Below are 19,958 nucleotides of genomic sequence, written 5' to 3'. Positions count from 1 at the left end.
GGAGGGGAGTCCCGCCGTCGGCGTTTCCCGGGGAGCGGTGGTGCGGAGCGCGCGGCCGGGGCAGACTGGGGCTTGTGGGCGAACCCTGGGTGCTGCATGTGGACCTTGACCAGTTCATCGCGGCAGTGGAAGTGCTCCGCCGGCCCGAGCTCGCGGGCAAGGCGGTGATCGTGGGCGGCCGCGGAGACCCCACCGAGCGGGCTGTGGTGTCCACGGCCTCCTATGAAGCCAGGGCGTTCGGGGTCGGCTCGGGGATGCCGCTGCGCATCGCCGCACGGAAAGTGCCCGACGCCGTCATCCTGCCTGTGGACCACGAGGCGTACCTTGAGGCGTCCGAACAGGTTATGGCGGTGCTGCGCTCGCAGCCCGGCGCTACCGTCCAGGTCCTCGGCTGGGACGAGGCCTTTGTTGGTGTGCAGACGGACGATCCGGACGCCTACGCCCGGCAACTGCAGCATGCCGTGTTTGGGGCCACCCGGCTGCACTGCAGTGTGGGCATCGGCGACACCCTGGTCCGGGCCAAGGTGGCGACGACGTTCGGCAAGCCGGCGGGCGTCTTCCGGCTCACCGAAGGCAACTGGCTGGAGGTCATGGGGAACCGGCCCACCATCGAACTGTGGGGAGTGGGAACAAAGGTCTCGCAGCGGCTCGCCAGGCTCGGCATCAGGAGGGTCGCCGAGCTGGCCGCGTCCAATCCTGACGACCTGGTGCCGGAGTTCGGCCCGAGGATGGGGCCCTGGTATGCGCAGCTGGGACGGGGTGACGGCGCGCGGACAGTTGATGACACGCCCTGGGTGGCGCGCGGGCACAGCCGGGAGACAACCTTCCAGCGCGACCTGACCGAGCCGGGGCAGATTGACGGCGCCGTCAGGGAGCTGGCGGCGCACGTGCTGGCGGATGTCGCGGCGGAGGGTCGGCCGGTGGTCGGGCTGACCCTGAAGGTCCGCTACAGCCCGTTCATCACCAAGACGTACGCCCGGAAGATCCCTGAGACGTCGGATCCCTCGGAAGTCCTCGCACGGGTCCTCGACCTTGTGGCGAAGATCGAGCCGGGCCGCCCCATCAGGCTGCTCGGGCTGCGGGCCGAAATGACGATGCCGGACGACTCCCGGCAGGGCCACACCCCAACCCGGAGCGGATGGTGAACGGGCTCCGCTCACACGCGCGCGGACAGCAGAACGGCGGCGGATCCCGCAGGATCCACCGCCGTTTCAAGCTGATGCGGCACGCCGTTCGCTGCGGCTGCCCCAGCAAGGACTAGTCGCGCTTGAACTCGTCCTTGACGCTTTCGCCCACCTTCTTGGCGTCGGCCTTGACCTGGTCCGCCTGGCCTTCGGCCTTCAGGCGGTCATTGTCCGTGGCGTTGCCGGCCGCTTCCTTGGCCTTGCCGCCCATGTCTTCTGCTGCGTTACTGATCTTGTCTCCGAGGCCCATGGTGATGGCCTCCTTTCGTTTCCGTTGATCAAACAATGCATTTTCACACTAACACAAAGCATGCTTACTAATTCAAGTGCTCTGATTGCCCGCGGGGGCGGTGCCTGTTGAATCCCCCTGCCCGCGGCTAGGCTCGAAACCATGGACCACAGCGTCAGCCTCACCCAGCACATCCAGGCACCGCCCGAGAAAGTCTGGTCCGTCATCACGGACATCCCGGGCTCCGCAGCGACCCTCTCCGGCGTGGACTCGGTGCAGCTCCTTACGGACGGCCCCTACGGCGAGGGAACCCGGTGGAAAGAGACCCGGAGAATGCTGGGCAAAGCGGAAACAGTGGAGATGTGGGTGGCCGAAGCCGAGCCGAACCGCAGCACCACCGTGAAGGCTGTCCAGGGCGGCGCGGACTACACAACACGGTTCAGCCTTGCCTCGCGCAACGGCGGAACGGACCTCACCCTCACGTTCGGCGCCGAGGTCATCAAGCCCACCCTGGCCAGCAGGGTCATGATGCTGCTGTTCGGCAGGATGGGCCTGGCCGCCACCCGCAAAGCCCTTGCGAAGGACCTCACGGAAATAGCGGCAAAGGCGGAATCGCTGTAGCGAGGCGCAGCGAACCTGGGCCCACCGTCCCCGAGGCGTCATCCGGTATCCACGGATCACCCCTCCCGTGTACTATTTACAGAACGAACGGTCGGTAAGTGACCCAACTAGGTAGCGCTAAGTGTCGTTTTGGACGCTCATAACGACACTTAGCGCTACCTAGTTGGGGAGTGGGGGGAGCTGCCGGCCGCCGATGACAGTGCTGTTTATCGCGTGAAGGGTGTTTCCATGGCTGCAACCGCAGGTCCGCAGGCTTTCCTTGTTGGCGGGGTACGAACGCCGGTGGGCAGATACGGCGGGGCGCTGTCCTCGGTCCGCCCCGATGACCTGGCAGCCCTGGTGCTCCGGGAGGCGGTGACCCGGGCCGGCCTCGATCCGGACACCATTGACGAGGTCATCCTGGGCAACGCCAACGGAGCCGGCGAGGAAAACCGGAACGTGGCCCGCATGGCAACCCTGTTGGCCGGGTTTCCCCTCCACATCCCCGGGATCACGGTGAACCGGCTCTGCTCGTCGGGCCTGAGCGCCATCATCCAGGCAAGCCACATGATCAAGGCCGGTGCGGCGGACATCGTCATCGCCGGCGGCGTGGAATCGATGAGCCGCGCGCCCTGGGTACAGGAAAAGCCCACCGCAGCCTTCGCCAAACCCGGGCAGATTTTCGACACCTCCATCGGCTGGCGCTTCACCAACCCCCGGTTCCAAAAGGGCGAGCTGTCCCGGGACGGCAAGATGACCTACTCCATGCCGGAGACCGCCGAGGAAGTGGCCCGGGTGGACGGCATCTCCCGCGAGGACGCCGACGCCTTCGCCGTCCGCTCCCACCAGCGGGCCCTGGACGCCATCGCGGCCGGACGGTTCAAGGATGAGATCGTTCCCGTGACAGTAAAGACCCGCAAGTCCGAGAACGTCGTGGACACCGATGAAGGCCCGCGCGAGGGCACCACCCTGGAGGTCCTCGCGGGACTGAAACCAGTCACGCACGGTGGGTCGGTAGTTACGGCCGGCAATTCGTCCTCGCTCAACGACGGCGCCTCGGCGATCATCGTCGCCTCGGAAGCGGCCATCGAGCGGCTGGGACTCACTCCCCGCGCCCGCATCATTGACGGCGCCTCCGCAGGTTGCGAGCCCGAGATCATGGGTATCGGCCCCGTGCCGGCCACGCAGAAAGTCCTCAAGCGCAGCGGCCTCAGCGTCGGCGACCTCGCCGCCGTCGAACTTAATGAAGCCTTCGCCACGCAGTCACTGGCCTGCATCCGGCGCCTGGGCCTTGAGCCGGGCATCGTGAACAACGACGGCGGCGCGATCGCCCTGGGGCATCCGCTGGGTTCCAGCGGGGCCAGGATTGCCATCACGCTGCTGGGGCGCATGGAGCGCGAGGATGCCAAGGTTGGCCTGGCCACCATGTGCATCGGCGTGGGGCAGGGCACCGCGATGCTGCTGGAGAAGGTCTGATGCCCGGCGCCGTGGACCTGGCCGCGGAGAAGTTCCATGCCCTGCTGGTGGAGGAGCGCAGCGACCGGGTTGTGGTGCTGCTCAATCGGCCCGAGGTGCGCAATGCCATCGACCAGAAGATGGTGGACGAGCTGCACCTGGTCTGCTCCGCATTGGAACAGAATCCCAAAGTACTGATCATTGCCGGGACGGACGGGGTGTTTGCCTCCGGTGCGGACATCGGCCAGCTGCGCGAGCGGCGCCGGGACGATGCCCTGCAGGGCATTAACTCCACCATCTTCGTCCGGATCGCCAAGCTCCCCATGCCCGTCATCGCGGCCCTGGACGGCTACTGCCTGGGCGGCGGGGCGGAGCTCGCGTACGCCGCCGACTTCCGGATCGGGACTCCCGGTGTCCGCATCGGCAATCCGGAAACCGGGCTGGGAATCCTCGCCGCGGCAGGGGCCAGCTGGCGGCTGAAGGAACTGGTGGGGGAGCCGGTGGCCAAGCAGATCCTGCTGGCCGGTAAGGTCCTTGGCTCCGACGAAGCCCTGGCGGTGAACCTCATTACCGAGGTCCATGAGCCGGCAGGACTCCTGGACGCCGCGCACAGCCTGGCAGACAGGATCGGGCGGCAGGACCCCCTGGCAGTGCGCATTACCAAGTCCGTGTTCCACGCGCCGGCGGAAGCACACCCTCTGATCGACCAGCTGGCCCAGGGCATCCTCTTCGAATCCGAGGCCAAGTTCGACCGGATGCAGAGGTTCCTGGACAGGAACGCAGACAAAAACACAGCCAAAAATGCTGCCGAGAACGCTGCTGACAGCGCCGCCCCCGAGACCGGAGAAAAGAACTGATGAACACATCGCGACCTGCCCCCGGCCTGCCGTCTGGTCTCCCCGCACGAGTCGGCGTGCTGGGCGGCGGCCGCATGGGAGCCGGCATTGCCCATGCGTTCCTGGTGAAGGGTGCCGACGTGCTGGTGGTGGAGCGCGACGACCAGTCCGCCGAGGCCGCCCGCGAGCGGGTGGAGTCGGCCGCGGCCAAAAGCATCGAGCGCGGCATGACGGACGCGAACCTGGATGAAATGGCGTCCCGGCTCACCGTCGGCGTGGACTACGACGCCTTCGCGGACCGGCAGCTGGTGGTGGAGGCCGTCCCGGAGGACTGGGACCTGAAAGTCACCTCGCTGCGCGGCATCGAGGAGCGGCTGGCGGATGACGCCTACCTCGCCTCCAACACGTCATCATTGTCCGTGAACGGGCTGGCCGGTGAACTGAAGCGTCCCGGGAACTTCCTGGGCCTTCACTTCTTCAACCCGGTTCCGGCGTCCACCCTCATCGAAGTGGTGCTGGGCGAGCGCACGTCTCCCGAACTTGCCGCCGCCGCGAAAGGGTGGGTGGAGGCACTCGGCAAGACCGCCGTCGTCGTCAATGACGCCCCCGGATTCGCGTCCTCCCGGCTGGGCGTGGCCATCGCCCTCGAGGCGATGCGCATGGTGGAGGAGGGCGTTGCGTCCGCGGAGGACATCGACAACGCCATGGTGCTGGGATACAAGCACCCCACCGGCCCGCTGCGCACCACGGACATCGTGGGGCTGGACGTCCGGCTGGGCATCGCCGAGTACCTGCACTCAACACTGGGGGAGCGCTTCGCCCCGCCCCAGATCCTCAAGGACAAAGTGGCCCGGGGGGAACTGGGGCGCAAGACGGGCAAGGGCTTCTTCGACTGGCCCAACTAGGAACACGCCCGGCCAGGAACACGGGCTAGTCGAACATACCCACGATGTAGCCGACGAAGTACAGGAGCGACAGCAGGACCACCACCGCAATGGCGGCGATGACGATGAACTGGGTACTGCGCCTGGTGCCGTGCTCGTCGTGGCCCTGGGTTGTGGTGGTGGACGCTTCGCCCGGCGGCGTTTCCCCTGGCGGTACGCCGCCGCCCGGCTCCAGGCCTGTGATCTTGTCCTCTTCCGGATCCGGATTGCTTCCTGACACGTTGACTCCCTAGCTCGCTGTCCTGGGTGTTTCCCCAGCGTACCGGCCCCGGCGATTCCGCCTAGGCTGGTGCCGTGACTTTCCTGGAACCCCTTACCCTGACAGGCCGGTATGTAACCCTGGAACCGTTGTCCGGAGATCACCACGACGGTTTGGTGGACGCGGCGCGGGACGGCGAGCTGTGGCGGCTCTGGTACACCTCTGTGCCGTCCCCGGAAGAAATGGCCGGCGAGATCGAACGGCGGCTCGCCCTGCAGGAGCAGGGCTCCATGCTGCCGTTCACCACCCGGCTGACCGATCCAGCCACCGGAGGTCCCGGGCGGATCATTGGCATGACCACCTACATGAATGTCGACGCCGGTACTCCCCGCGTGGAGATTGGCTCCACCTGGAATGCTGCTTCAGTGCAGGGGACCGGCACGAACCCCGATTCCAAGCTGTTGCTGCTGCGGCACGCGTTCGAGGTTCTTGGCTGCCCTGCCGTGGAGTTCCGGACGCACTGGCTCAACCACCAGTCGCGGGAGGCCATCGCCCGGCTGGGCGCGAAGCAGGACGGTGTGCTCCGCAGCCACTCGAGGACCCGCGACGGACTGCTCCGGGACACCGTGGTGTTTTCCATCCTTGAGCATGAATGGCCCATGGTCCGCGCCGGGCTGGAGTACAGGCTCGCCCGGCGCGGATAGGTGTCTGAGTTCTGGCGAAGTCAGTTCAAACGAAAGGCGCCCTGGCTACGAAGTGAGTCGTAGTAGCCATACCGGTATCCGTTACCATTTGGGTGGAAATTGGCCGGATCTGTTGGGTTGGTGGGGTCGAAGGTGATCCACGGATCGGTTGAGCCGATGCCGTGGGCGTCGAATGCAGTGGCCACATCTACGTACTGAGCCCCTGTATTTGCGGCAACTCCTGCAATAACCCCGTTAAGGATATCGGCCAGCGGGTTGGCAACAGGTGCAAAAGGCTGGTCCGGCGCGAACAACCTTGGGTATCCGGTCAGCACAACCTTGGCGCCGGGGGCTTTCTCTTGGATTGTGGCCACCAAACTTGCCAACGATGCGGCAAGGCTTCCATCGGTCAGCTTTTCCTGAGCCCCCGCCACGCTCTGAGCGCAAGCCTGAGAGGCCGGAGCAGGCATGCAAGCACCAAGTACGCCCATTGTATTTACGTCATTGCCCCCGACAGTAACAGTGACCAGGTCTGTGCCGTCGGCAACAGACGGCACGTCCAGCATGACGTTTTCGACAATTTGACCCGAACACGTCGCGTTGGTTAGTTCGAGACCCGGAAGTTTGTCGGCGATCGCGGGATATCCCCTGCGGCTCACGTAGCAGGTTGGGTCTGTATAGGGCACAGCGCCCTGTCCTGCCGCGTAAGAATCGCCCAGGGCGACGTAGTCGACCTTCGGTGGCGCCCCTTCAGCTGGAATGGCCGCAATGCCCGTCGCCATGGCCAGGCTGGCGAGGCCGGCCGCAAAAGCCGGGAGTCGGCGGCGTAATGTAGATTTTCCCACTAGATTCTCCTTTGAACATCAATCACATGAGTAGCATGTGGCTGCAACAGTATTGCCATGCGCGCGGTGCCCCTGAGGTCTTTGGACCCCTTTTAGCCAGACGTTTTTGTAACGTGCAGCATTCAGGAGCCTGTGGTTAGCTGTGCGGTGAACGACCCGATTGGTCCCGTCAACTGGGATGGGCCGTGAACTCCTGGCGCGTAGCTGGTGGCGTCTTCCGCATGGGCAGGCGGAATGGCTCATCGAGCTGGGCTGGAACAGGCGTACGACGACGGGGTCCGCACCGTGGTGGACCTGCGCAACCCGGCGGAGGTGCAGCGGAGGGAAACTGACCCCTTAGTAGCCGAGGCAGCTGGGTCGGGAATGTCAGTTGTCCCGGCCCAGACAGAAGAACCGGGCGACCCGCGTTTCACGGCCCTTTGCGGCCCCTACCTCAATGATCCTGTTCACTACGCCGACAACGTCAGGCTGTTTCCCCAGAAGATCGGTGGCGTCTTTCATGCAATCGCTGCCGGCGCTTCCTCCTTCGTCCTCATTCCCTGCGCTGCCGGGAGGGACCGGAGTGGAATGATCGCCGCGATGGTTCAGGACCTCGCAGGGCACACTGATGAGGACATAGCGGCCGGCTACGCGCGGGCGGCCCGCGGCATCAACGAACGCCACCGCATCCACGGCCCGCCCCACGCCCGCGAGCAGCACCTTTCGGAAGATGAACTTGCGCCACTTCTTGAGCTCCGCGGCCAGGCTGTGGTGGCTTGCGTCCGCGAGTTGGCTACAACCGCCTTCTTGCTCGAGCACGGCCTTTCCTTTGCGGAACTCACAGCTCTTCTCACTCTTACAGCGGGCCGGTAGGCTTGTTACCAAAGTGACTACTGTGACAGTTGGTACTGGCTCGTTTGAGCGTCCGCCTTCACAGCAGAGCGAGACGTGTTCATTGAACGAGCGGAACGGCGACCGGAATGAAACGAATTCTTGCCACAGGAACGGCAGCGGGAATTGCCCTGACCATGGGACTGGCTGCGGTGCCCGCCCTGGCCGTCCCGCGATCCTCCGCTTCGGAATCACCGGCGCTCGAGAGCACCGCAAGCCCCACTCCGGAGCCAAGTGCCCCCGCCAGCCAGGCCGCGACGCCCCCCGATGCCGGACTCGCTGACGCGGTGCGCCGCGACTTGGGCATGAGCATGGTGGAATTCGACGCAGCAGGCGAATTGGGGCGGCAAGCGGTGGAAGCCTTGGACTCACTGCGCGTGCTTCCGGGTTATGCGGGCATCAGTGTTGGAAGTGGAAAGATTCAAGTGCAGGGCGTGGGTTCTGCCCTGCAGGCACGGGTGGATGAACTGAACAAATCAGGTGGGGCGACCTTCCTGCTCGTTCCACCCACATACCCAGCGGGAGCAGCAGAGGCACCGTCCCCCGTACCGCAGCCCCCTATCGCTGCAACAACTGAGGCGGCCCCGGTCCGTCGGATCGCAGTCAGCGTCGATGAGCTCTTCCAGGCTTATCTGCGCGATGTCGGAACGGCAGGCCTGCAGGCTGTGGTTTCCGAAGGCGGCAAATTCGTCATCCGGACGGGGAACATCGCCGCAGCGCAGTCAACGAAGGACACGGGCGGAATGCCCGCCAACCCGCCGGGCGTGCTGGCCAACACTGCCGCTCCCGGCAAGATATCGCCGTCGGAATTCGTCTCGCGCTACGCGAACGTAGTGCTCGACGGCGGCGCGCCCCTTGCGCCTGAGACGGACGTCCCGGGCGGGGTGGGCTACCAGACGGACAACCGCGCCATCTGCTCCACAGGGTTTTCCGCGTTTAATCCCTCGGGCCTGCCCGCAGTCCTTACCGCAGGGCACTGTGCCGATGACGGCACCGCCACCACCGCGGAACTGTTGCTTCAGGGTGCGCCTGCCGGACGCCTGGGTGCCTTCCAGTTCAGCCAGCTGGGCGGGCCCGGCAACGCCAGGGTGCTGGACCAGAACGTTCCCACGGACCAGAATGGCGTGGCACTTACGGACCCCGGCAACGTGGGAACAGACATTGCGGTGGTCGGAGCGCTCCGCCCGGACCTGGATCCCTTGCCGGCTGCCAGCACTTATGGTGACCCGCTGCAGCCCGGGCAGGACGTCAAAATCATCGGCACGGCCGCCCCTGTCATCGGCATGCCGGTCTGCCGTTCAGGCTGGAGGACCAATTGGTCCTGTGGACATGTCGCAGCTGTGGGAATCTTCCTGGTGGGCGGCCCCACCTACCCCGCGGACCCTGATGACATCCGCGCATTCAATGGCTTCCTGTCCTACGACGTGCAGTCCAGCGGCGGCGACTCGGGCGGCCCGTGGATCAGTGGAAACTACGCCGTGGGCACCCACAGTGCCGGTGACGATCCACAGCCCGACCTGCCACCGCCGCCAAATTTCGCCGTGGCAGCAACCCTGGAGGACTCGCTCAAAGTGCTGCCGGGTTACCAGTTGGAGCTCTTCCTCAACAAGCCCGGGGTCTCGGCCACTGCGGACACGACGGTCAAGGCCGGTACCAGCATTACGGGCCGGGTTGCGGCCGCCCCAGCCTCCGCCGTCGCCCAAGGTTCCCAGGTCCGCATCACCTATGCCGGCCGGCAGCCGTTCGACGTGCCCGTGCAGTCCGACGGCACCTGGGCCTTCACGGCGCCGGAAGCACCCGGCCCGTTCACATTCACGGCCGAAACCGTGAACGGATTCAGCCGCTCCGGAGCCGTGACACTGAGCGTGGTCATTGCGCCATCGTTCCTTCCCGCGCCGGTGATCACCACACCGGACAACCAGCCGCTGCCGGAACTCAAGATCGTCGAAGGCACGGGAACGCCGCGTGCCACGGTGACCCTCTCCGGCGACGTTGCCGGCTCGGCGCTGGTGGGCGATGACGGGCGCTGGTCGGTTTCACTGCAGGCCCCGGCCCCCTACGGCAAGGTGAACGCCACCGCGGTCCAGTCCTACCCCGGCCTTCCGGACAGCCCGGCCGCCACGGCGGCCTTCGCCGTCATGCCGCCGCCCCCGGCCGTAACGAGCCTTTCCGACGGACAGCACCTCAAGCAGGACGCCCTGCCGTCAGCCATAGCGGGAACCGGGCTGAACGGCGCGGACGTGACGGTGTCCCTTGATGGGACGCCGGTCTCCGGCACAGCGGCCGGTGGCGCGGCACCGGCATCCCGTTCCGTGCCCCTGGTCCTGGCGCCGTTGGTGCTGGTGGACGGTGGAACCTGGCGGGTTCCTTTCCCCGCCGGGCTGGGAGCGGGCACCCACGCCCTGTCGGTGACGCAGGCGGTGGATGGCGTGGCTTCTGCCCCGGCGCGCCTCACATTCATCGTCGATGCCCCGCCGTCGGTCCTTCCGGCAGGGCACATCAGTGACAGCAGCCTCGCCGCCACTGGAGCCGGGGGACTGGTTACCGCAGCGATCGCAGCAGCCGCCGCGCTCGCCGTCGGGATCCTGCTGATGGTGCTGGTCCGCCGCCGGAAGCGGCAATCGGCCCGGTAGCAGCTACTTGTGGCGCCTCATGAGCAGGTTGGTGATGCGCAGGGTGCAAAGCCGCTGGCCGGCCTCGTTGGTGATAAGCACCTCGTGGGTGGTGAGGGTGCCGCCGAGGTGGATGGGGGTGGCCGTGATGGTCACCAGGCCTTCCCGCGCGGAGCGGTGGTGGGTGGCCGATACGTCCACGCCCACGGCCGTCTTGCCCAGGGTGCTCGCATGGATCACCGCGGCCCAGGACCCCACGGCCTCGCCCACGGCAAGGGAAGCGCCGCCATGGAGCAGCCCGAAGGACTGCCGGTTCCCCTCCACCGGCATGGTGGCCACCACGCGCTGGACGGACTCCTCGATGATTTTCACGCCCATCTTCTCGTCCAGTTCGCCAAGGGTGATCTTCCACAGCTCCTTGTCGCTGGCGTGGTGGTCGGTAACTGCATCTTTCGGCGGCGTGCTCATGTGCTCTCCTTCTGGGCGTCTGGCAAGTGCGCGGGCTTCCAGTGTGCACCAGCCTCCTAGTGTGCAGCGGGGCACATTCATGTATGGTAAATATATTACCGAACGGACGGTCAGTAATCATTGGCCGCTTTCGTCTGTCCCTGTTGGAAGGACCCGTCAACGATGACCACCACCGCCACAGCCCCCCAGGCCACGGTCGACACCGTGGAGACAGTGCCCAGCTTCATCATGGACTCATGGTGGACTCCCGACGCCGGAGCGGCAGGGTCCGCGACTCCAGTCAGGGATGCGAGCACGGGGGAGATCCTGGCCAAGGTGAGCACCGAAGGGCTGGACCTGGGGGCGGTGGTGGAATACGGCCGCACAACGGGGCAGCAGGAGCTCGGTCAGTTCACCTTCCACCAGCGCGCCCTCAAGCTCAAGGAACTGGCCCAGTACCTGAACGCCCGGCGTGAGCACTTCTACACCTTCTCGGCCCAGACCGGCGCCACCAAAGTGGATTCCATGATCGACATCGACGGCGGCATCGGCGTGCTCTTCACGTTCGGTTCCAAGGGCCGGCGCGAGCTTCCCAACTCGCAGGTGGTGGTGGACGGCCCCATGGAGGTCCTGTCCAAGGACGGCTCCTTCGCCGGCGAACACATCTACACCCGCATCCCCGGGGTCGCCGTGCAGATCAACGCCTTCAACTTCCCGGTCTGGGGCATGCTGGAGAAGTTCGCCCCGGCCTTCCTGGCCGGCGTGCCCACCATCGTCAAGCCCGCCACCCCCACCGGCTACGTGGCGGCCGCAGTGGTCAAGGCCATTGTCGAATCGAACATCCTGCCCAAGGGCTCGCTGCAGCTGATTTCCGGCTCCGTCCGCGGGCTGCTGGACGTCCTGGACTACCGCGACCTGGTGGCCTTCACCGGCTCCGCCTCCACCGCACTGTCCCTGAAGGCCCACCCCAACGTGGTGCAGGGCGGGGTCCGCTTCACCTCCGAGACGGACTCGCTGAACGCCGCCATCCTCGGCCCGGACGCGGTGGAAGGGACGCCGGAATTCGATGCCTTCGTGAAGTCGGTGGTTACGGAAATGACGGCCAAGGCCGGGCAGAAGTGCACCGCCATCCGCCGCGCCATCGTGCCGGAGGAGCTGGTTGCCGCCGTCTCTGCCGCCATCGGCAAGCGGATCTCCGAGCGCGTTGTCCTGGGCGATCCGCGGGCTGAAGGCGTCACCATGGGCGCGCTCGCCTCGGTGGAGCAGCTTAACGATGTCCGCGCGGCCGTGCAGTCCATGCTCGACGCCGGCGGTGAGCTTGCGTACGGAACCCTCGATTCGCCGTCGGTCACCTCCGCCGACGGAACCACCGGCGTGGTGGAGGCAGGCGCGTTCATGGCGCCCGTCGTCCTGAACTGGCAGGACCCCGAGGCCGAGGAAGTGCACTCGCTCGAGGCATTCGGCCCCGTGTCCTCCGTGATCGGGTACAAGGACCTTCCCGACGCCGTCCGCCTCGCCGCCCGCGGCGGCGGCTCCCTGGTGGCCTCGGTCTGCACCAACGATCCTTCCGTGGCCCGCGAACTTGTCACCGGGATCGCGGCGCACCACGGCCGTGTCCTGATGCTCAACCGCGAGGACGCGCGCTCGTCGACGGGCCACGGTTCGCCCGTGCCGCACCTGGTCCACGGCGGTCCCGGCCGTGCAGGCGGCGGCGAGGAACTGGGCGGCATCCGCTCGGTGATGCACCACATGCAGCGCACCGCCATCCAAGGCTCGCCGAACATGCTCACCGCCGTCACCGGCCTGTGGCACGCCGGCGCGGACCGCAACTTCACCCTGGAAACCGAGGGGACCCACCCGTTCCGGAAGTCCCTGGAGACGCTGTGGATTGGCGACGCCGTCCGCTCGGACCTGCGCCAGGTCACCCTGGAGGACATCACGGCCTTCGCCAACTCCACAGGTGACACGTTCTACGCCCACACCAACCAGGAGGCCGCGGAAGCCAACCCGTTCTTCCCGGGCATTGTGGCCCACGGCTACCTGCTGCTCAGCTGGGCGGCCGGCCTGTTCGTGGAGCCTGCCCCGGGCCCCGTCCTGGCCAACTACGGGCTGGAAAACCTGCGGTTCATCACCCCCGTGGCGGCAGGCGACTCGATCCGGGTGACCCTCACGGCCAAGAAGATCACGCCCCGCGAAACCGACGAATACGGCGAGGTGGCGTGGGACGCCGTGCTCACCAACCAGAACGACGAGATCGTGGCCACCTACGACGTCCTCACCCTTGTGGAGAAGTAACCCCCGGGACGCTCTCTCACCTGACGCGGGTTTTCCCGGGACGCTCTCTCACCTGCCGGCGATAGGTGCGAGAGCGTTGGTGATTAAGCCGCATTGTGTGAGGGAGCGTTGGATCTTTTCGGCGGGCGGAAGCGTAAAATTCTGCCCGTAGGAGGTGGCCCTTATGAGCCTAAGAATGAACACAGCCACAACGGTCCTGCCAGTGGACGATCCCGCACGCGCCCGTAGGTTCTACACCGAAAAGCTCGGACTCCCGCACCGCGGCAAGGCAGACGATGGCAGCGAATTGCTCGGCAGCGACGGCGGCCCGATGCTGCAGCTGATGCCGGTCTCGGACGGCAAGCACTCAGAGCATACGGCCCTGAGCTTCGAGGTGACGGACATTGAGAGGACAGTCCGGGACATGGAAGCCAGGGGCGTAAGGTTCCAGGACTATGACCTGCCGAACCTGAAGACGGAGAACCACATCTGCACCACGAATTCGGAAAAATGTGCCTGGTTCATGGACACCGAGCACAACATCCTCTGCGTCCACGAGAAGCTGGGCGTCCAGGCCGAGTACGAACTGTAGCGGCGGAGGTTACGTCCCCAATTGCCAAGCAGGGGCGCCCCGGGTTTCCGGGGTGCCCCTGCTGCCGTTCAGGCAAGGAGACGGGTCAGGACTCGGCGCCGCCGTGCAGGCCGTCGTCGCTGCTGTCATCCTCGCGGCCGGTGCCGTGCCCGGCCTCGCTTTGATCGGAAAGGTCCATGTTCCCGCGGGCCTCCGCCATGGTGGGACCGCCGGAGGGGATGCTGTAAGTGTCCGGGCGAATGCCGTGGGACTGTTCCTCGATCAGGGCCTGCTCTTCGCTGAAGCGGATGGCGTTGGCTTCGTCCCCGGCGTCGCCGGGAATGTCCTCGCGGACCTTTGAGGGGTCCGGGATGATGTATCCGGAGTCTGCTTCGTCCTTGGGGTGGCTCATGTTCTTACCTTCCTATCGGGTGTTACTTGTGGGCCGGGCGATGAGGTCCGCCTTGATGTCAAGGCTCTGATCTCCCCGCTTGACCTTGAAGCCTACGGTATCGCCGGGGTTGCGGCTGCGGAGTTCCGCCAGGAGCTTCTCCGGGGCGTTCAGTTCCACGCCTTCCATCGACTCCAGCACGTCGCCGGGCCGGATGCCCGCACGTCCCGCCGGGCCGCCGTCGTCCACTGCCAAAACTACGACGCCGGTGCGGGCGTTAATGCCGAGCTGCTCGGCGATCTGCGGCGTGAGTTCGCCCGGCGTGAGGCCCAGGTAGGCATGCTCGGCGGTGCCGTCCGCCAGCAGTTCCTCCGCCACCTCCACGGCGGTCGCGGCAGGGATGGCGAACCCCAGGGCCACGGCGCCGGCCGACGGCGGGATGTAGGCCTCGCTGATGCCGATGATTTCGCCGCGCATGTTGATGACGGCGCCGCCGGAGTTGCCGGGGCTGATGGGGGCATCCGTCTGGATCAGGTCCACCAGGGACAGGCTGTTGGAGGCGGATCCGGGAATGGACCGGTGCAGTCCGGAGATGATCCCGGCCGTGGCGGTGTTCTCGAAGCCCAGGGGCGAGCCAAGCACCACCGCCCCTTCACCGACACGCGGCAGGTTGGCCTGGTAGACGGGTTTGGGCAGGCCGGTGCGTTTTGCCTGCACCAGGGCAAGGTCGGTCACGGGGTCCGTGGCTTTGACCGTTCCCTCCACCCGCTGTCCGTCGGCGAAGGCGACCTCCACCGTGGTGTTGCCCCGGATCACGTGTTCGTTCGTGAGGATGAGGCCGTCCTCGGAGTAGACAACACCGCTGCCCAGGCCGCCCTCGGTGAAGATGGTCACCACGGACGGTGCGAGGTTCTCCACGAGCTGGGGGATGTCGCCCGCCGCAGCCGGGGCCGGGGCCGCTGCAGTGCTGCCTGGCGTGGAGGTGGAACCGGAAGTGGGGCCGGCGGTGGAGGTCCCGGTGGGCGCGGGAGGAGTGGTGGAACCCGTGCAGGCCGTGAGGGCCAGGGAAGCCGCCAGGACCAGGCCTCCCGCAGCTGTGCGGAAACAACGGGCCGGACGGCGTGATGCCCGGCTGGTGGTGGTGCTCATGGGAGGCCTCCCTGCGGATCCTGGCTGGTCCTTCAACGGTAGCCGGGAAGCGGCTTGAATACCAAGCACCCTTATTATTCCCAAGGGCGAGTATTCTTGGGGCGCGGTTTCGAGCGAGGGGGCTCAACCGGGACGGTCAGCCCAAGTAGGTAGCGCTAAGTGTCGTTTTGAGGGTCCAAAACGACACTTAGCGCTACCTGGTTGGGGAGGGTCAGGGCTTGGTGGAGTGCAGGCCGTCGAACGCCATGGTAATGACGTCGTCGGCCAGCCGTTCGGGTGAGAGGGAGCCGCCCGGCTTGTACCACTCCACGATGGAGTTGATCATGCCGAACAGCAGGCGGGTGACGGTCCGCGGATCGATGTCCTGGCGCAGGGTGCCTTCGTCCCGGGCCGCGGAGATGAGCCCGGCAACCTTGTGGTCGAACGCGCGCCGGCGCTCCAGCGCATCCCGCTCGATCTCGGTGTTGCCGCGCAGGCGCAGGAGCAGGGTGACGAACGGCAGCCGGTCCACCAGCACCGCCACTGTCTGCCGGAGCACAAACTCCAGGCGCGCGTCCGCCGCCCCGGACGTCGCCGCCGGTTCCTCCAGAATGGCTTCGAGCCCGCCGAGCGCATGGTCGAGCGCGAGCTTGAGGAGGTCGCCCTTGGAAGGGACGTGGTGGTAGATGGCAGACTTTGAGATGCCCAGGTTGTCGGCCAGGATTCCCATCGAGGTTGCGTCGTAGCCGTGCCGGTTGAAGACGTCGACGGCGATGCGGAGCACCGATTGCTGGTCGTACCCCGGGCGGCCGCGCTTGGTGGGTGCATCAGTTGTGGACATACCGGCATTTTCTCATGAACGTTCGGTAATTTAGCCATTACTTGCGGGGGACCTTGGACCCTGTGGCGCTTTCTCCGGGAGGACCACGCTGGTAGGCAGGCGAACCAGCGCCGCTTGACCCCCAGGAAGGCCGGCCGGGATGAAGCCCAGCAACCCCCAGCCCACCGCTATTGCGGACGGCGTGTACCAGCTGCCCACTGGGCGCGGACGGTTTGCCTCCCATGTCTATTTTGTGCGCTCCGGGCAGGCCTGGGTGCTGGTGGATGCCGGCTGGCCGAACGCGGACCACGCCATTGCGGCTGCTGCAGATTCCCTCTTTGGCGCGGACACCCCTCCCGCAGCCATTGTCCTGACGCACATCCACCCGGACCACACCGGGGCGGCTCGGGGTCTGGCCCGCCGTTGGGACGTGCCGGTTTTCATCCATCCGGATGAGCTGCCGCAGGCGTCAGGGAAGCTGCTGGACGAGTACGCCAACCCCCTCGACCGGCGGCTGCTGCGTCCCCTCCAGAAAGTCCTGCCGAAAGGTGCCATGCCCGCGACGGACCTGACCGCCGTCGTGCGTCCTCTCGATCTGGCGGCCGGCGTGCCGGGGCTGCCGGACTGGAGGTGCGTGCCCACCCCGGGGCACACACCCGGCCACTTTGCCCTGTTCCGCGAGGCGGACGGCGTGCTGCTCACCGGAGACGCGGTGCTGACCACGGACGTGAACTCGCCGCGCGGCCTCCTGGGCCGGACGCCCAAGGCCAGCGGCCCGCCATGGATTGCCACCTGGGACCGGCCGACGGCGGAGGCTTCCATCGGTGCGCTTGCCCGGCTTCGGCCGCGGGTGCTGGCCGGCGGGCACGGGGAGGTGATTTCCGGGCCGGCTGCAGCCCGCCAGTTGGAAGGGCTGGCCGCTGCGAGCGCCGGCGCGGCTTCAAACGCGGCGGTGCCCGAGGGGCCTGCGGAGTACCGCAGCGTGGCCGCTGTCCGCGTGGGCGGGCCGGAAGTGATGGAGGTTGTACGACGGCGGCTGAGGACGCCGCGCCGGGGCGAGGCCAGGGTGCGGGTCGAGGCGTGCAGCGTGAGCGCCGTGGACGTGCAGGCCAGGAACGGGCTCTCCACCTACCCGCCGACGTTCCCCTTTGTTCCCGGCTACGCCGTGGTGGGCGTCGTGGATGCCGTAGGCGCCGGCGTCACCGCAGTCAGGCCGGGGGACCGGGTGGTGGTGATGACGGAAAAGGGCGGGTACGCCGAGTACGTTTTCGTGAGCTCGCACCCCATGATGCGGGTTCCCGATGAACTGGACGCCGGCGAGGCGGTGGTTGTTGCCCTGAACTACCTCGTGGCCCACCAGGCACTCTCCCGCGTGGCCCGGATCCGGCGCGGCCAGGCCATCCTTATCCTCGGCGCGGCCGGCGGGATCGGTACGGCGCTCGTCCAGCTGGGGCAGTTGCTGGAGCTCAGGATGTACGGGGTGGATCTCCCCGCCAAACACCCCTGGCTCGTTGAGCACGGGGTGGTGCCCCTGGACGCGAAGCGTGAGGACGTGGCCAGTGCCCTGCAAAGGCTGGAACCTTCCGGCGTCGACGCGGTCCTCGACGGGGCCGGCGGGGACTGGGCGGACACCGGCCTGGCCGTGCTGCGGCCCGGCGGGGTGCTGGTGGAGTATGCCAATCCCGGGAGCCCCAGGGCAACCCTGCGCCTCCTGGCCCGGGCCGCCCGGCAGAACCTGGTCCCGAAAGGCAAGCGGATCCGGCTCTACGGGACAACATCCTGGCGGCTGGACCGGAAGCCGCTGATGGACGCCTGGGCAACGCTGTATGGACTCCTGGAAGCCCGGCGCATACGCCCGGTCATCGCGGACCGGTTTCCTTTGGCTGGGGCAGGGCAGGCGCACGCGCGGCTGGAGCGCGGGGACGTGGTGGGGAACCTTGTCCTCATGGTGCCCGGAGAAGCGCCGGCGGCCGAAGCCGCCGGCGCCACCTGAGCGGCTACCCCTTCGGCCGCAGGTCGTAGATCCTCCGGAGCTTGCCGTTGGACCGCTCAAGCGAGCCCGGCTCCACCACGTCAACCGTGCAGGAAGAACCCACGTGGATCTTGATCTGTTCCTTCAAGGTGCGTGCCGCCGTCGTGCTCTGCTCAATGGTGACCGAATCCCGGCGCTCGATCTTGACCGTCATCTGGTCCATCCGCTGGCCCTCGGGACGCGTGAGCTCCAGCTGGAAGTGCGGGCTCAGCTCGGGGATCCGCAGGGCGATTTCCTCGATCTGCGACGGGAACACGTTCACGCCGCGGAGGATGATCATGTCGTCGCTGCGGCCGGTGATGCGTCCCATCCGGCGGTGCGCGGGGCGGGCCGTGCCGGGGAGCAGGCGGGTGAGGTCCTTGGTGCGGTACCGGATGATGGGCAGCGCTTCCTTGGTCAGCGAGGTGAACACCAGTTCGCCGTGCTCACCGTCGCCCAGCACGTTCTCCTTGCCCACCACGGGGTTGAAGGCGTCGATGATTTCAGGGCGGAAGTGGTCCTCCCAGATGTGGCTGCCGTCCTGGGTCTCCACTGCCTCGCCCGCCACGCCCGGGCCCATCACCTCGGACAGGCCGTAGATGTCGCAAGCCTTGAGGTTCATGGTGACCTCGAGCTCGTGCCGCATTTCCTCCGTCCACGGCTCGGCGCCCAGCACCGCGTACTTCAGGGAAGTGGACGCGGGGTCGATGCCCATGTGGGCCATGGCGTCGGCGATGGTGAGCAGGTACGTGGGGGTGGCCAGGATGGCGTCCGGCTTGAAGTCCTGGATCAGCTGGATCTGGCGTTCGGTCTGGCCGCCGGAGATGGGGATGACGGTGCAGCCCAGGGCTTCGGCGCCGGCATGGGCGCCCAGGCCGCCGGTGAACAGGCCGTACCCGTAGGCGTTGTGGACCTTCATGCCGGGGCGGATGCCGGAGGCACGGAAGCTGCGGGCCACCAGCTTGGCCCAGTCGGCCAGGTCCTGCTTGGTGTAGCCGACGACGGTGGGCCGGCCCGTGGTGCCCGAGCTGGCGTGCACGCGGGCCACTTCGTGCTGCGGCACGGCAAACATGCCGAACGGGTACTCTTCGCGCAGGTCGTCCTTGGTGGTGAACGGGAAGTTGCCCAGGTCGCTCAGTTCACGCAGGTCGTTGGGGTGGATGCCGGCGTCGTCGAACTTCCGCTTGTACAGGGGCACCCGCTCGTAGGCGTAGGCGACGGTGTGCTGCAGCCTGCTGAGCTGGAGGGCCTCGAGCTCGTCGCGGGAGATGGTCTCCTCGCGGTCCAGTCCGGCGCCGGCTGCTGTGGCGGCTGCAGTGGTGGCTGCGGGGGATTCGGGGGCATGCAGGGTCATGGTTTCCTACTTCTTGGGGATGGTGCGGCTGCGTCCGCGGAACTCGGCAATGAGTTCGCCGGGCTGGTTCGGGGTGGGCTGGCCTGGCTCGGCGGACGTCTGTGGCTCCGCGTCAGTGGCGAAAATCTGGATGTCGTACAGGCCGCTGCGTCCGGCGCTGGAGCGGCGGTCCGCGACGGCGGTGAGCACCTGGCCGCGGAAGGCGGGCTTCAGGAAGTTGATGTCGACGCCGGAGGCCACGGTGATGCTGTTTTCCTCGCCGGGGGCGGGCACGGCCGGGTTGCACGCGAGCGCGAAGGCGGTGTCCCCGAAGGCGAAGATCATTCCGCCGTGGGCCATGCCGAAGCCGTTGAGCATTTCCTGCCGGAGGGTCATCCGGATGGTGGCGTGCCCGTCGCTGATGGCGAGGACCTGGATGCCCATCCACTCGGAGGCGTAGTCGTTCTCCAGGATCTGGTGCGTGGGCCCGGAAAGGGTGGTCTCAGCCATGCGTCATTGCCTCCAG

The 19,958-nt window shown here is 66.9% G+C and carries 20 protein-coding genes; 11 read left to right on the top strand and 9 right to left on the bottom strand.

The genetic code is table 11. The features are described from left to right. The first annotated feature begins 89 nt into the window (after nucleotides 1–89). Complete coding sequence (locus tag FHJ30_RS16065; protein ID WP_139030276.1) at nucleotides 90–1,145, top strand: DNA polymerase IV; 1,056 nt, start codon at nucleotides 90–92, stop codon at nucleotides 1,143–1,145. A 112-nt stretch (nucleotides 1,146–1,257) separates the two neighbouring features. Here the strand turns inward: FHJ30_RS16065 and FHJ30_RS16060 are convergent, their stop codons facing one another. After that, complete coding sequence (locus FHJ30_RS16060; protein WP_104998934.1) at nucleotides 1,258–1,434, bottom strand: CsbD family protein; 177 nt, start codon at nucleotides 1,432–1,434, stop codon at nucleotides 1,258–1,260. 141 nt (nucleotides 1,435–1,575) lie between these two features. Here FHJ30_RS16060 and FHJ30_RS16055 point away from each other — a divergent pair, with 141 nt between their 5' ends. The 4 genes from FHJ30_RS16055 to FHJ30_RS16040 all read left to right on the top strand — a co-directional run bounded on the left by FHJ30_RS16055 (nucleotide 1,576) and on the right by FHJ30_RS16040 (nucleotide 5,209). Further along, on the top strand, nucleotides 1,576–2,034 hold the full coding sequence (locus FHJ30_RS16055; RefSeq protein ID WP_139030269.1) for an SRPBCC family protein: 459 nt from the start codon (nucleotides 1,576–1,578) through the stop codon (nucleotides 2,032–2,034). Between the two features lie 228 nt (nucleotides 2,035–2,262). Then, nucleotides 2,263–3,489, top strand: coding sequence for a thiolase family protein (locus FHJ30_RS16050; RefSeq protein ID WP_139030268.1), 1,227 nt, complete (start codon nucleotides 2,263–2,265; stop codon nucleotides 3,487–3,489). Continuing rightward, nucleotides 3,489–4,325 carry an enoyl-CoA hydratase/isomerase family protein gene (locus FHJ30_RS16045; RefSeq protein WP_139030267.1) on the top strand — a complete coding sequence of 279 codons (837 nt, stop codon included), beginning with the start codon at nucleotides 3,489–3,491 and terminating at the stop codon, nucleotides 4,323–4,325. The genes FHJ30_RS16050 and FHJ30_RS16045 overlap by 1 nt, the downstream gene beginning before the upstream one ends. Then, complete coding sequence (locus FHJ30_RS16040) at nucleotides 4,325–5,209, top strand: 3-hydroxyacyl-CoA dehydrogenase family protein (RefSeq protein ID WP_139030266.1); 885 nt, start codon at nucleotides 4,325–4,327, stop codon at nucleotides 5,207–5,209. Before FHJ30_RS16045 ends, FHJ30_RS16040 begins: the two co-directional genes overlap by 1 nt. Before the next feature lie 25 nt (nucleotides 5,210–5,234). Here the strand turns inward: FHJ30_RS16040 and FHJ30_RS16035 are convergent, their stop codons facing one another. Further along, complete coding sequence (locus FHJ30_RS16035) at nucleotides 5,235–5,468, bottom strand: DUF6480 family protein (protein ID WP_139030265.1); 234 nt, start codon at nucleotides 5,466–5,468, stop codon at nucleotides 5,235–5,237. Nucleotides 5,469–5,542: 74 nt separating this feature from the next. Between FHJ30_RS16035 and FHJ30_RS16030 the strand changes: the two genes are divergently transcribed. Continuing rightward, the gene (locus FHJ30_RS16030) at nucleotides 5,543–6,151 is read left to right on the top strand and encodes a GNAT family N-acetyltransferase (RefSeq protein ID WP_139030264.1); all 609 of its coding nucleotides are present in this window, start codon (nucleotides 5,543–5,545) and stop codon (nucleotides 6,149–6,151) included. Nucleotides 6,152–6,171: 20 nt separating this feature from the next. Here FHJ30_RS16030 and FHJ30_RS16025 read toward each other — a convergent pair whose 3' ends face one another. Continuing rightward, nucleotides 6,172–6,975, bottom strand: coding sequence for an SGNH/GDSL hydrolase family protein (locus FHJ30_RS16025; protein WP_139030263.1), 804 nt, complete (start codon nucleotides 6,973–6,975; stop codon nucleotides 6,172–6,174). Nucleotides 6,976–7,209: 234 nt separating this feature from the next. On the opposite strand from FHJ30_RS16025, the gene FHJ30_RS16020 reads away from it, so the two are divergent. Together FHJ30_RS16020 and FHJ30_RS16015 are read left to right on the top strand one after the other, a co-directional pair. Beyond that, entirely contained in the window at nucleotides 7,210–7,827 is a 618-nt protein-coding gene (locus FHJ30_RS16020) for a tyrosine-protein phosphatase (protein ID WP_240793734.1), read from the top strand. A 107-nt stretch (nucleotides 7,828–7,934) separates the two neighbouring features. Further along, on the top strand, nucleotides 7,935–10,478 hold the full coding sequence (locus FHJ30_RS16015) for a S1 family peptidase (RefSeq protein ID WP_240793733.1): 2,544 nt from the start codon (nucleotides 7,935–7,937) through the stop codon (nucleotides 10,476–10,478). Nucleotides 10,479–10,481: 3 nt separating this feature from the next. On the opposite strand, the gene FHJ30_RS16010 is transcribed toward FHJ30_RS16015, so the two are convergent. Next, on the bottom strand, nucleotides 10,482–10,925 hold the full coding sequence (locus tag FHJ30_RS16010) for a PaaI family thioesterase (RefSeq protein ID WP_139030262.1): 444 nt from the start codon (nucleotides 10,923–10,925) through the stop codon (nucleotides 10,482–10,484). Nucleotides 10,926–11,087: 162 nt separating this feature from the next. Between FHJ30_RS16010 and paaZ the strand changes: the two genes are divergently transcribed. Both paaZ and FHJ30_RS16000 read left to right on the top strand, forming a co-directional pair. Further along, nucleotides 11,088–13,199 carry a phenylacetic acid degradation bifunctional protein PaaZ gene (gene paaZ / locus FHJ30_RS16005; protein WP_139030261.1) on the top strand — a complete coding sequence of 704 codons (2,112 nt, stop codon included), beginning with the start codon at nucleotides 11,088–11,090 and terminating at the stop codon, nucleotides 13,197–13,199. A gap of 175 nt (nucleotides 13,200–13,374) precedes the next feature. Then, a complete protein-coding gene (locus FHJ30_RS16000; RefSeq protein ID WP_240793732.1) occupies nucleotides 13,375–13,770 on the top strand; it encodes a VOC family protein in 396 nt (131 codons plus the stop codon). Nucleotides 13,771–13,855: 85 nt separating this feature from the next. Here the strand turns inward: FHJ30_RS16000 and FHJ30_RS15995 are convergent, their stop codons facing one another. The 3 genes from FHJ30_RS15995 to FHJ30_RS15985 form a co-directional block, all read right to left on the bottom strand. Further along, nucleotides 13,856–14,161 (bottom strand): hypothetical protein, encoded by a 306-nt coding sequence (locus FHJ30_RS15995; RefSeq protein WP_139030259.1) that lies wholly within the window; start codon nucleotides 14,159–14,161, stop codon nucleotides 13,856–13,858. Nucleotides 14,162–14,173: 12 nt separating this feature from the next. Further along, nucleotides 14,174–15,289, bottom strand: a complete 1,116-nt coding sequence (locus tag FHJ30_RS15990; protein WP_139030258.1) for a S1C family serine protease — start codon at nucleotides 15,287–15,289, stop codon at nucleotides 14,174–14,176. 211 nt (nucleotides 15,290–15,500) lie between these two features. Continuing rightward, nucleotides 15,501–16,109 carry a TetR/AcrR family transcriptional regulator gene (locus tag FHJ30_RS15985; RefSeq protein ID WP_139030257.1) on the bottom strand — a complete coding sequence of 203 codons (609 nt, stop codon included), beginning with the start codon at nucleotides 16,107–16,109 and terminating at the stop codon, nucleotides 15,501–15,503. 139 nt (nucleotides 16,110–16,248) lie between these two features. On the opposite strand from FHJ30_RS15985, the gene FHJ30_RS15980 reads away from it, so the two are divergent. Continuing rightward, nucleotides 16,249–18,081 carry an MBL fold metallo-hydrolase gene (locus FHJ30_RS15980; protein ID WP_139030256.1) on the top strand — a complete coding sequence of 611 codons (1,833 nt, stop codon included), beginning with the start codon at nucleotides 16,249–16,251 and terminating at the stop codon, nucleotides 18,079–18,081. A 4-nt stretch (nucleotides 18,082–18,085) separates the two neighbouring features. On the opposite strand, the gene paaK is transcribed toward FHJ30_RS15980, so the two are convergent. Continuing rightward, on the bottom strand, nucleotides 18,086–19,453 hold the full coding sequence (gene paaK, locus FHJ30_RS15975; RefSeq protein WP_171059103.1) for a phenylacetate--CoA ligase PaaK: 1,368 nt from the start codon (nucleotides 19,451–19,453) through the stop codon (nucleotides 18,086–18,088). Between the two features lie 6 nt (nucleotides 19,454–19,459). Next, nucleotides 19,460–19,942, bottom strand: a complete 483-nt coding sequence (locus tag FHJ30_RS15970) for a hotdog fold thioesterase (RefSeq protein WP_139030255.1) — start codon at nucleotides 19,940–19,942, stop codon at nucleotides 19,460–19,462. Nucleotides 19,943–19,958 lie beyond the last annotated feature (16 nt).

Origin of the sequence: Arthrobacter sp. BB-1, from assembly GCF_006151685.1 — a bacterium.
In the GTDB taxonomy this organism is placed as follows: Bacteria; Actinomycetota; Actinomycetes; order Actinomycetales; family Micrococcaceae; genus Arthrobacter.
This window is presented reverse-complemented; position numbering and strand designations above follow the sequence as displayed.

Excerpts from the sequence above, each read along its gene's own strand:
- FHJ30_RS16060 (WP_104998934.1), bottom strand. The coding sequence starts at position 1,434 with ATGGGCCTCGGAGACAAGATCAGTAACGCAGCAGAAGACATGGGCGGC.
- FHJ30_RS16055 (WP_139030269.1), top strand. The coding sequence starts at position 1,576 with ATGGACCACAGCGTCAGCCTCACCCAGCACATCCAGGCACCGCCCGAG.
- FHJ30_RS16050 (WP_139030268.1), top strand. The coding sequence starts at position 2,263 with ATGGCTGCAACCGCAGGTCCGCAGGCTTTCCTTGTTGGCGGGGTACGA.
- FHJ30_RS16045 (WP_139030267.1), top strand. The coding sequence starts at position 3,489 with ATGCCCGGCGCCGTGGACCTGGCCGCGGAGAAGTTCCATGCCCTGCTG.
- FHJ30_RS16040 (WP_139030266.1), top strand. The coding sequence starts at position 4,325 with ATGAACACATCGCGACCTGCCCCCGGCCTGCCGTCTGGTCTCCCCGCA.
- FHJ30_RS16020 (WP_240793734.1), top strand. The coding sequence starts at position 7,210 with ATGGCTCATCGAGCTGGGCTGGAACAGGCGTACGACGACGGGGTCCGC.
- FHJ30_RS16015 (WP_240793733.1), top strand. The coding sequence starts at position 7,935 with ATGAAACGAATTCTTGCCACAGGAACGGCAGCGGGAATTGCCCTGACC.
- FHJ30_RS16010 (WP_139030262.1), bottom strand. The coding sequence starts at position 10,925 with ATGAGCACGCCGCCGAAAGATGCAGTTACCGACCACCACGCCAGCGAC.
- paaZ (WP_139030261.1), top strand. The coding sequence starts at position 11,088 with ATGACCACCACCGCCACAGCCCCCCAGGCCACGGTCGACACCGTGGAG.
- FHJ30_RS16000 (WP_240793732.1), top strand. The coding sequence starts at position 13,375 with ATGAACACAGCCACAACGGTCCTGCCAGTGGACGATCCCGCACGCGCC.
- FHJ30_RS15995 (WP_139030259.1), bottom strand. The coding sequence starts at position 14,161 with ATGAGCCACCCCAAGGACGAAGCAGACTCCGGATACATCATCCCGGAC.
- FHJ30_RS15990 (WP_139030258.1), bottom strand. The coding sequence starts at position 15,289 with ATGAGCACCACCACCAGCCGGGCATCACGCCGTCCGGCCCGTTGTTTC.
- FHJ30_RS15985 (WP_139030257.1), bottom strand. The coding sequence starts at position 16,109 with ATGTCCACAACTGATGCACCCACCAAGCGCGGCCGCCCGGGGTACGAC.
- FHJ30_RS15980 (WP_139030256.1), top strand. The coding sequence starts at position 16,249 with ATGAAGCCCAGCAACCCCCAGCCCACCGCTATTGCGGACGGCGTGTAC.
- paaK (WP_171059103.1), bottom strand. The coding sequence starts at position 19,453 with ATGACCCTGCATGCCCCCGAATCCCCCGCAGCCACCACTGCAGCCGCC.
- FHJ30_RS15970 (WP_139030255.1), bottom strand. The coding sequence starts at position 19,942 with ATGGCTGAGACCACCCTTTCCGGGCCCACGCACCAGATCCTGGAGAAC.